The 11,666-nt window shown below is 65.9% G+C and carries 5 protein-coding genes; all 5 read right to left on the minus strand.

Annotated features, from left to right (window positions below; genetic code table 11):
* Positions 1-13: 13 nt before the first annotated feature.
* Positions 14-7,531 (minus strand): amino acid adenylation domain-containing protein, encoded by a 7,518-nt coding sequence (locus tag ACIBEI_RS04850; RefSeq protein WP_398885161.1) that lies wholly within the window; start codon positions 7,529-7,531, stop codon positions 14-16.
* An 86-nt stretch (positions 7,532-7,617) separates the two neighbouring features.
* Entirely contained in the window at positions 7,618-8,508 is an 891-nt protein-coding gene (locus ACIBEI_RS04855; protein WP_398885163.1) for an ABC transporter ATP-binding protein, read from the minus strand.
* A complete protein-coding gene (locus ACIBEI_RS04860) occupies positions 8,505-9,542 on the minus strand; it encodes a FecCD family ABC transporter permease (protein ID WP_398886279.1) in 1,038 nt (345 codons plus the stop codon). Before ACIBEI_RS04860 ends, ACIBEI_RS04855 begins: the two co-directional genes overlap by 4 nt.
* A gap of 68 nt (positions 9,543-9,610) precedes the next feature.
* A complete protein-coding gene (locus ACIBEI_RS04865) occupies positions 9,611-10,609 on the minus strand; it encodes a FecCD family ABC transporter permease (RefSeq protein WP_398885165.1) in 999 nt (332 codons plus the stop codon).
* Positions 10,610-10,653: 44 nt separating this feature from the next.
* Positions 10,654-11,637: an ABC transporter substrate-binding protein gene (locus ACIBEI_RS04870; RefSeq protein WP_398885168.1), complete on the minus strand. Its 984-nt coding sequence runs from the start codon at positions 11,635-11,637 to the stop codon at positions 10,654-10,656.
* Positions 11,638-11,666: the final 29 nt, after the last annotated feature.

Raw genomic sequence — 11,666 nt, forward strand, 5'->3', positions numbered from 1 at the left:
AGCATTGCCTAACCTAACCAATTTCCGCTGCCAGAGCTGCTCGGAGATCGGTGACCACCTTCTCCGCGAAGCCGAGGAAAGTGATCGTTGTCGTGTCCGGGGCGATGTGATAGCGGACAACCGCGCGATACAACTGCTCGGTGCCCTCTGGGGTTGGTGACCCGCTGTCCGGCCCATAGACCCGCGTGAGGATCACCGCGGGAGAGGGGGCACGCCGCAATGCTCGGCGTCCGGCCTTGTTGTGGTAGCGCAGCAGTGCCAGCTCGGCGGTCCTGGTCGGCTCGGCCTCGTCGAGAGCGATGGTGGCGGCCGCGGTGAACGGACCGACTGACATCGTGTTGTCATCGGGAGTCAGCGGGACATCTTCGTCGACCACGCCGCCGATCAGCGGTGCGATTCCTGTTGAGTGGAGCGCGTTGCGGATGGCTTTGCTGACGACGCCTTCGGTGAGGGAGCTGTCCCAGCGGAAGGTGGAGACGGTGGCATGAGCAAAGGTGGGTACGTCGTCGATCGTCTGGGCTCGGGCGAGAAGGCCCTTCCAGCGATCGAGGCCGTCCGTGGCGACCGCGTCGCCGGCTGCTTCGATGGCTTCGAGCGCAGGGACGAGCGCTGGTGGGCGGAACACTTCTCCTACGCCGGACACTGCCTGCTGAAGTGCCTCCGCCAGACGGTGCAGTGAGGCTCGGTCGACGGTTGCCGCGTGGACGGCGAGCACCGCAACCGTCTGTTCGGGGTTGTGTGTGAATGCGAGGGCAGCCGGGTGACCGGTCGAGATGTCGACGAGATCAATGGCGGCCGACCTGATTGCGTCCACGTCGACGTTCGCGTCGGCGGTCAGCTCCACGGTCCGGGGCTGGACTGTTTCTGGAGGTAGGAGGTAGGTGAACCAGAGCCGCCGGCCGGTGGCGTCGACTGACAGGCGAAGCGCGTCCGTGTTGGCGACGAGTGAGCGGAACGACGAGGCGACCGATTCGCTCGTCGACCGCGCGGGCAAGTTGATGAGCTCGGTGAAGACGTACTCATCGGGCGCGGCGCCAGCCTCGCGCAAGCGCTCCAGGGCAGCAGAAGTCGGCACGAGATCCGGCTCGGCCGAAATGGCGCTGTGCGTCGACGGCGCGAGCAGCGCGGCGAGGGCGCCGATAGTCCGTCGCACGAACACCTCGGACAGTTTGAACGTCAGATCGTGCTCACGAGCGCAGGCAACGAGTCGTGCCGCGGAAATGCTGTCGCCACCCAGGCGGAAGAAGTCGTTGTCCACGCCGAGTTCGACGTCGTCGCTGAGGTGCAGTACGTCGCGGAAGACGCCGGCGAGGGCGATCTCGGTGTCGGTTTCCGGCGGCCGGCCGTCGGCTGTGCCGGCAGCCAGGCTCGGTTGCGGCAACGCGCGGCGATCCAGTTTCCCGTTCGCCGTGACCGGGAATCGGTCCAGGCGCAGGAACGTCGTGGGCACCATGTAGTCCGGCAGCGACTGTGCGAGATGCTCACGCAGTGCGTCGAACAGCACCGCGTCCTCGGTCGTCGTGGCACTGGCCGTGGTCACGTAGGCCGCGAGGTACTTTCCGCCGGCCGGGTGATCGAAGGTCGCGATCGCCGCACCCGACACTCCTGGATGCTGTTCGAGGACGGCACTGATTTCGCCGAGTTCGATCCGGTACCCGCGTATTTTCGCCTGATCATCGCTGCGACCGAGGTATTCCAACTGCCCCTGGGAGTTCCACCGCACCACATCGCCCGTGCGATACAACCGTGCGCCCTCGTCACTGAACGGATCAGCCACGAACCGGCCGGCGGTCAGGCCCGCGCGAGCCACATATCCGTCCGCGAGTTGTACCCCGCCCAGGTAGAGCTCACCTGCCACACCGACCGGCACCGGACGCAACCACGCGTCAAGAACACGCGCCGTCGTATGCGCCACCGGAACACCGATCGGCACCCCCACCGCATCGACGAGTTCGGCCTGGACCACCGGGTGAGCGGTCACATCCACGGCCGCCTCCGTCGGCCCGTAGAGGTTGTGCAACTCCGCGTTCTCGAACAGCGCGACGGCACCGGCGGCGGGAGACACGGGCAATGCCTCGCCGGAGCAGAACACTCGGCGTACCGAATCCACCGACGTCCGGTCCGGGTCCGAGGTGAGGAAGGCCTGCAGCATCGACGGCACAAAATGAGTGATCGTCACCGCGCGACGATCAATCACTTCGAGCAGATATTGCGGGTCCTTGTGTCCGCCCTCCTGCGCCACGATCACCACTGCGCCAGTGACCAGCGGTAGGAAGAACTCCCACACCGACACGTCGAACGTGAACGGGGTCTTCAACAACACCCGGTCCGGCGCACCGATCCGGTAGAGATCACGCATCCACCACAGTCGGTTGACTATTGCTCGGTGAGTGATCTGAACGCCTTTGGGGCGTCCGGTGGTGCCGGAAGTGAAGATCACGTACGCGGCATCCGCCGGGAGCAGCGGACGCGAGACCCGCGGTGGGCCGATCATGCCGGCATCGAGGTGTTGCCGCACCAATTCGTCGTCGATGAAGTCGATGAACAGGATGCGCACAGGATGATCGGTGAGCACGTGATGATGAACAGCGGCGGTGTGCCGGTCTGTGATCACCGCACGTGGTTCGGCGTCCGCAAGAATGTGCTTGACGCGTTCGGCGGGGTAGTCGGGGTCGATCGGCACATACGCCGCCCCGGCACGGATCACCCCGGCCAGAGCGACCACCAGATCGGCCGAGCGCGGCAGTGCGACCGCGACCCGATCCCCGACCCGCACGCCCTTCTCAACGAGGAGGTGGGCGAGAGCGTTGACCCGCGCATCAAGGTCGCCATAGGTGAGTTCAGTGCCGTCATCAGCGATGACCGCGACCACGTCCGGGCTCGCCGCGACCTGCCGGCGCACCAACTCGTCGAGAGTCGCCCCGGGAACATCGAGCGTCTCACCACACGACCACGCATCGAGTTGTCGCGACTCCGGTGCGGGCAACAGGTCGATGTCACCGACCCGCGCCTCTGGACCGGCAGCGATCGTCTCCAGCACCGACTTGAAGACGGCGACAAACCGCTCAGCGGTAGCACCCTCGAACAGATCGGTCGCGTAAGAGAGTTTCCCCTTCAGATCGTTGAGCGAATCGAAGATGTCAAGGTCGAGATCGGTCTTGACCGCGCCTACCGCCGCGGGACTCGGTGTCGTCGTGACATTCCCGATGCGCAGGCCGTTCGCGCGGCGGCTGTCAGCGACGCGGTGGGTGAGCATGATCTGGAAGAGGGGGTTACGGCCAACGGATCGCTCGGTGCCCAGCGCACGCGTGATTTCTTCGAAGGGTGCGGCCTGGTGCTCGAACCCGCCGAGTACCGTTCGTCTGGTGTTCTGCAGAACGTCGGTGACCGAATCACCGGCGTGGAACCGATGTCGGATCGGCAGTGTGTTCACGAAGTATCCGACCAGGTCTTCCAGGCCGTCCTCGGTGCGTCCACCGACCGGTGATCCGATCACCACATCCGCACCGGCGCCCAGCGCCGAAACGGTCAACGCGGTCGCGGACTGGAGCGCCATGAACATGCTCACGCCCTGCTCGGCCGCGACCCGACGCAAGTCGGTCACGACCTGTGGATCGATGGTGAACCGCAGATCCGCACCGCGGTGGGTCGGTGCCACCGGTCGGGCCCGGTCCAGCGTGATCGTGGACTCCTCGGGCGCATCCGCGAGTTCGTCACGCCAATAGGCAAGATGCCTGGAAAGCAGTGAACGCGAATCCGACGCCTCACCCAGGACGTCGCGTTGCCAGATCGCGTAGTCCGCGTACTGGGCCCGCAACGGCGTCCATCCCGGCTCCTGCCCTGCGGCCCGCGCCTGATAAGCGGTCGACAGGTCGCTCAGCAGCGACGGGAACGACCATTCATCCACGGCGTGGTGATGTACCGCGGCAACGAACACCCAGTCGTCAGCGCCGGCGCGTAGCAGCGCGACACGGATCGGGATGTCGACCGCGAGATCAAACCCGGCCTGCACCACCGCGCCCACCCGCGCATCCACCCCGGCAGCATCCACACCCGTGACATCCTCAACGAGCAGAGAGAGCCTGTCGGCCGCTTCGTTCGCTGGAATGACGACCTGACATAGCGTGCCGTCTTGCTCCACCAAGAGCGTGCGCAGCGCCTCGTGACGAGACACCACATCCCGTACCGCCGTGATCAGAACATCAGGATCCAGACCGCTGCCCAAACGCAGCACCACCGGCACCACATACCGCCCACCCGGCCCACCCAACTGATCAATCAGCCAGAGTGCTTGCTGTCCGTATGAGACTGGTAGGACGGCTGGGCGGGGTAGTTCGCCGATTCGTGTGCTGGATGTCTCGGTGGTAGCGGTGGTGGTGTCGGCGATTCGGGCGAGTTCGCTGATGCGGGGGTGGTCGAAGACATCGCGCAGTGTGAGTGCGGCGCCGAGCAGTGCGTTGGCGCGTGCGACGACTCGTGCGGCGAGCAGCGAGTGCCCGCCGAGGCGGAAGAAGTCGCTGTCCACGCCGAGGTTGGTGTTGTCGTTGAGGTGCAGTACGTCGTGGAAGATGCCGGCGAGGGCGATCTCGGTGGCGGTCTGCGGGGGCCGGCCATCGGCTGCACCCGCGGTCAGGTCTGGTTGCGGCAACGCGTGGCGATCGAGCTTCCCGTTGGCGGTGACGGGGAATCGGTCCAGGCGCATCAAGGTTGTGGGCATCATGTAGTCCGGCAGCGACCGTGAGAGATGCTCGCGCAGGGTGTCGAACAGCGCTGCATCCTCAGCGTCCGTGGTGCTGGTCGTGGTGATGTACGCGGCGAGGTATTTTCCGCCGGCGGGATGGTCCAAGGCGGTGACGGCCGCACCCGATACTGCGGGGTGTTGTTCGAGGACGGCACGGATTTCACTGGGCTCGATCCGGTACCCGCGTATCTTCACCTGATCGTCACTGCGGCCGAGGTACTCCAACTGCCCCTGGGAATTCCACCGCACGACATCGCCGGTGCGATACAGCCGCGCGCCGTCGTCACTGAACGGATCAGCCACGAATCGGTCAGCGGTCAGGCCCGGGCGTGCGACGTATCCGTCCGCGAGTTGCACTCCACCCAGGTACAGCTCTCCCGCGACACCGGCCGGTACGGGACGCAGCCACGCGTCAAGAACGTGCGCTTTCGTGTTCGCGACCGGTGCACCGATCGGGGTGTTCTCGGTGTCGGTGAAGATGGCCGCTGTGCCGTCGCCGGTGACCTCGGTTGAACCGTAGAAGTTGTGCACTATTGCTTGTGGTGCGGTCGTTCGCATGAGGGCCGCAGTGCCCGGGGTGAGCGCTTCACCGGAGGAAACCCAAGACCGGACCGTGGTCAGCGCTGCGCGTGCGCCGTCGTGACGGACGAGGACATCGGCCAGACTGGGCACGGTCAGCAAATGTGTGACGCGGTGTCGGACGATGGTGCCGAGCAGGCCGGCGGGATCCTGCGCCGTTTCCGCGGGCACGACCACGATTCGGGCACCGGCGATCATCGGCCCGAACAACTCGGTCACAGCATCGACAAAACCCACACCGCTCTTCGAGAGCGCCACATCATCTGACTTGTAGTCCAGCACTCGCTGACCCCATACGAGGCGGTTCACCAGACCACGGTGCGAAACGGCAACGCCTTTCGGGTTGCCTGTCGTCCCTGATGTGAAGATCACGACAGCTGCGTCGAGGTCATTCAGCGGCCGCGTCAGAGCAGGGGCGGTTTTCTGGCCGGTGGCCAGATGCTCCTGTATGTCGCGGTCATCGATGCGGAGTAGTGGTGCGGGATGTTCGCCCAGTGCGTTTTTGTGTGCTTCGGCGGTGTGTTGGTCGGTGATCACGACGCTGGGTGCGGCGTCGTCGAGGATGTGCCTGACGCGTTCCGCGGGGTATCCCGAATCGATCGGCACGTAGGCCGCTCCCGCGCGGATCACTCCGGTAAGCGCCACGACCAGGTCGACCGAGCGCGACATGGCGATCGCGACGCGGTCCCCAACCCGCACGCCCTCATCCATCAGAAGGTGAGCGAAAGCGTTGACCCGTGCATCGAACTGGCTGTAAGTGAGTTCAATGCCGTCGTCGGCGACGACCGCAACCGCGTCCGGATCAGCCGCAACCCGACGGCGCACCAGCGCGTCCACCGTCACTGACACGTCCACCGACACCGGCGCGATATAAAGCGTCTCGCCTTGCGCCCACGACGGATCCGGACCATCAGCATCGGGTGTGAATCCGGTACTCAGTTCGTGCAGGGTCTGGGCCGGGGACCCGTCGAGGACGGCGTTGAGGAAACCGCTGAATTGTTCGGCGTGCAAGAGCGGATCGCTCGTGGCGGATCCTGTGGACAGCTCCAGCCGGATTCCGGTATCGGGGTGGCGGTAGATCGCGAGGTCGAGTGATCCGACCGGGCCGGTGCTGATCGTTTCAGGGATCGCGTCGATGTCGCCCAGGCGCGGCGTTGAATCGAAGAGTCTGATGTTGATTGTCGGGAGTGCGAGATAGGACGCTTGACCATTCGGCCACAAACGGGCAATTTGGTGATCTTCGGCAGTTGCGTGACGGCGGGAAGTCTTCAACTGGCCCGCGACGACCTCAAGAACATCGGCAAACATGTGATACGGGCTGATCGTGGTGACAACCGGGATTGCCCTTGATATCGCGCTCGGTGTTTTCAGCGATTCGCGATCGTCGCGCAACATCAGAGGAACCCGGACCGCTACACAGTCACGACCGTCGACCAGAGCGGTGTAGACGCCCCACAGCGCGATCAGGGAATCGGTCCAGAAGACCCGTGCCGTACGGGCGAACTGCTGAACCTTCGAGTAGGTGTCGTCGGGTATCGGGACGACAACTGGTTGACTCGAGGATACGAAGACTTCCGACAAGTCCTCCACCTGGCTGGTGTTCTCGACCCCGAGGACACTGCTCCAGTACGTGACGTCTACTTCGGCTACTTCTGCGCTGGAATCGTTGCGCTTGTCGGTGTTCGTGATGTTTTTCAGGGTGCCGAACCAGCGGTCCGGGACCGAATCGCCGGCTTGCGTCGCGGAGTAGACCTCGAAGACGCGGCGGATGAACAGAGAAATGCTGTAGCCGTCAACGAGCAGGATGTTGGTGATCAGGATCCATGCCCAGGTGCCGTTCTCGCGACGGACAAGGGCCGAGTTCGTCGTCGGTTCCCCGGCTGCGGTGGCTGGTGCTGCGGTGAGTTGTTCGCGGGCCAGCACCCGGATCTGGTCGTCGCCGTGGCCGGCGTCGACGATCTCTGTCGTGAGTGTCGTGGCGGTGTCGACGAATTGGAAAGGGACACCGTCGTCGTCGCCGAAACGTACCCGCAACGCGTCGGTCTCTGCGAAAACAACACTGACCGAGGACGCGAACAGGGCCGGATCGACCGGGCCGTTCAGCCAGATCAGCTGACCCGCGCAAAATACCGAGGACTCGGGAGCAAGCCTCCGAGCCACCCAGTTGCCTCGCTGACTCGCAGTCAATTCCACACGATCGAAAGTCGTCAACGGAAGCCACACCCACTTCTCTTGAGACCAGGTCGAGCCGACCGAGGCAAGGGATCACTGCAACTCTAATGAAGGTTAGGCTAACCTTACAATGTCGTTTCGGTTGTGGGTGCCGCTGGTGGGCGTTCACGGCCCAAGGGCACGACTGACGGGGTACCGGCGACCGGATCGGGGACGACGAGGCAGCGGAGTCCGAAGACCTCGTGCACGAGGTCGGCGGTCACGATTTCAGTCGGCGGGCCTTCGGCGACGACATGGCCGTCTTTCATGGCGATCAGGTGGGTGGCATAGCGGGCGGCATGGTTCAGGTCGTGCAGCACGGCGACCAGGGTGTGGCCGACGTGGTGCAGGTCGGTGAACAGTTCCATCAGCTCGATCTGATGGGTGATGTCGAGGAACGTGGTCGGCTCGTCGAGCAGCATGATGCTCGTGTGCTGCGTGAGCGCCATGGCCACCCACACCCGCTGGCGCTGACCACCCGACAACTCGTCCACCAGGCGGCCGGACAGGTCGGTGACCGCGGTTTGGTCCATCGCCCGCAGTACGGCCTGTTCGTCGGCCTCGGTCCACTGCCGGGTGAACCCCTGATGCGGATACCGGCCCCTGGCCACCAGATCGGCCACGGTGATGCCGTCGGGGGCTATGGAGGTCTGCGGCAGCAGTCCGACCCGCCGCGCCACCTCCTTGGTCTTGAAGGAGTTGATGTCGGCGCCGTCGAGAACGACCTGCCCGGCCGACGGTTTCAACAGCCGGGACAGGCCGCGTAGCAGGGTGGACTTGCCGCACGCGTTCGGACCCACGATCACGGTGAACGACTGGTCGGGGATCGCCACCGACAGCTCTCGGGAGATGACGCGTTTGTCGTAGCCGATCGTCGCCGACTCCACGTGGAGTCGTGAGCCGCTCGGGTGCGGAGTGGACGCGGATGCGTCTCCCGCTGCCGCAAGACCGTTGACGGCGCTGGCGTGGGTGCTCAAAGGTGTCTCCTGGCCTCGGTGATGAGCAGCCAGCCGAGGTACCCACCGCCGAGCATGACGGTGATGATGCCGACCGGCAACGGGGTTGGGGCGACGTGCTGGGCAAGGTAGTCCGCCGTCAGACAGAGCAGCGCGCCGACCAGGGCGGCGGGAGCGAGGGTGATCCCCGCGCTGCGGGTCAACCGGCGTGCGATCTGTGGTGCGACCAGCGAGATGAACGCGATCGGGCCCGACGCGGCCGTGACCGTCGCCGTCAACGCCACGCCCAGCACGATCAGCCCGAGACGAGCTGCCGAGACCCGCACTCCCTGGGCCGCGGCCGCATCGTCACCCAGCTCCAGTTGCCGCATCGACCGGCCCGACATCGCCGCCAGCAGCAGGAGTACGGCGATGCAGGTGCCGCCGAAGACGACCTGGACCGAGGAGACGCCGTTGAGCGATCCGGCCCGCCATGCCGCGGCGGCCATCGCCCGGTCCAACTCGGCGTTGAGGATCAGCCAGACGTTGAGCGAGCCGAGCATCGCCGAGATGCCGATGCCCACGATGATCAGGCGGAACCCCTGCACGCCTCGCCGGTAGGCGAGCAGGTACACGGCGAGGGCCGTCGCGATTCCGCCGATCAGGGCTCCGCCGACCAACTGCCAGTAGGTTCCGTTGATGAGGAGGATCACGATCAGCGCCCCCGTGTAGGAGCCGTCGGCCAACCCGATGATGCCGGGGTCGGCGAGCGGATTGCGCAGCGTCGACTGGAAGACCGCGCCGCTCACCCCCAGCGCGGCGCCGAACACCACCGCCGCGGCGACGCGGGGCAGCCGCCACTCGACCACGATGTCGTGGACGAGCCCGGTCGTCCCACCGGTCAGCGCGGAGATCACCTCGCCTGGAGTGAGCTGGTACGAGCCGGTCATCAGCGCGAGCACAGCCATGCAGGCGACCGCCAGCGCGAGGACCGCGCAGACGACGACCGAGCGCCGCTCGAACCGCACCGCGACCCTCCGATGCCGCAGCACCAGCACCCGCCGCCCGAAGTCCACGCGGCGCGTCCCCGGCGACCAGGCCGTCCGGGAGGAACCAGCGTGCGGATCGAATCCGCTGCGCGCGCTCACAGCCCGCTCGCTTTCTTCTGCCGCACCAACGCGATGAGCACGGGGGCGCCGACGAAGGCGGTGACGATGCCCACGGGGATCTCGCCGGGCCGCATCACGACCCGTCCGAGAATGTCGGAGGCCAGTAGCAGGATCGGGGCCAGCAGCACGCTGTAGGCGAAGATCCAGCGCTGGTCGGGGCCGACGATCCAGCGCGCGACGTGCGGGACCATCAGTCCGACGAAGCCGATCGGCCCGGCGATCGCGGTGGCGCCGCCGGCGAGCAGGGTCAGCGCGATGATCGCGAGGATCCGGGTGCGTACCAGCCGGACTCCTTGGGCGGCGGCCAGTTCGTCGCCGAGGGCCATGGCGTTGAGCGGGCCTGACACCACGAAGGCCAGGAGCAGCGCGATCGCGAAGAACGGCAGGATCGGCCACAGCAGGTCGAGCGGGCGGCTCACGATCGAACCGGCGTTCCAGGATCGCATCGCGTCGAAGGCGTCCGGGTTGGTCAGCTCGAGTGCCTGACCAGCACCAGTGAGCACCAGGCCGACGCAGACCCCGGCAAGAACCGTCATCACCGGCGATTGGCCGCGTCGGGTCGACCCCAGGGCGAGCACCACGAGTGTGACGATCAGCGCTCCGGCAAAGGCGAACCACATGTAGCTCTGGATGTCGCGGACTCCGAACAGCCCCACGGCGACCGTCACCGCGAAGGAGGCGCCCGCGTTCACTCCGAGGATGCCCGGATCGGCCAGCGGATTGCGGGTCAGCGCCTGGATCAACGCACCGGCGACCCCCAGCGCCGTACCCACGACCAGTCCGACGATGGTGCGCGGCAGCCGGAAGTCCCGGATCGCGAACTGATCGATGTCCTTCGACGGGTGGAACAGGGCATCCCACACCACGGTGGGCGGGATGGCCGTCGAACCGATCATCATGCTCGCCACCACCAACCCCAGGAGCACCACGAGCGCGACGATCAGGCCGATCAGACGACGACGCGGTCCGGACACCGTCCTGGTGCCCGGACCGGCAGGTCGTCGCAGCGCGAGATCCGTCACTTCTTGGCGGGGAGGGTCGCCAGCGCGGTGTCGAGCGATTCCAAGTACCGCAGGACGGCGCCGTAGGAGTTGTTGCCGGGGCAGAAGACGCCGAGCGCGTTCCCGGACTTCACGTTGGGCAGCGCCTTCCAGGTGTTGGTCTGGACCACCGGCGCGAAGACCTCTGTCGGCTGCCCCTTGTCGTCGGCGGGGTAGGTGATCACGTCGTACTTGGACAGCTCTGCGATCTTCTCGAAGGGCAAGTTCGTGTAGGCCAAGGGGTCGGAGCCGGCGGCCGCCTTGGGGAAGTTCAGGCCGACGTCATCCTGGGCGATTTCGACGCACCCGATGTCCCCGATGACGAACGTCCCGGGATCGGAGCTCGCGTAGCGGTCGAGATTGACGAACTTGGTGTTCTTGATGACGTCCGCGTACGTCTGCTTCATCTTGGCGACGCGTCCCTCGAAGTCCGCCTTCTGCCGACCGAGCGCGTCCTTCACATTGCCGGCCTCCGCGATCGCATCGGCGAGTGCCTTCCACTCGGTGTCGAGCCCCCAGAAGGCCGTCGGGGCGATCGCCCCGAGTTGCTTCTCGATCTTCTTGAACTCGGCATCGGGAATCTGGACCAGGATGAGGTCCGGCTTGAGGCTGGCGACCTTTTCGAGGTCCACCTCTTCACCGAGGTTCGTGGCTTTCTCGAACGTTGCGCGCTGCCCCTTCGGCAACAAGCTGAGTTCGGACTCGGCCACCCCGGTGACGCCCACCGGCTTGCCGCCCATGTCGATGAACGGCAGGTCCGTGTTGCCGATCGTGACGACCCGCTGCGGGGCGGCGGGGACCTTGATGGCGCCGTTGCCGGCCTTGACGGTGCGGGTCGCGTCAGTCTTGCCGGCGTTGTCGCCACTGTCGTCGGAGCCGCCGCAGGCCGTGAGGAGGAGCGCGGCGCTCAGGATCGCGGCGGTCAGGGCCGCGCCGCGCCGTCTCAGGGGTGTCGTGGTCATGGTTGCGCTCTTCCTTTTCTTCTTCATTT

Source organism: Streptomyces sp. NPDC050988 (genome assembly GCF_044456225.1).
GTDB lineage: Bacteria > Actinomycetota > Actinomycetes > Streptomycetales > Streptomycetaceae > Streptomyces.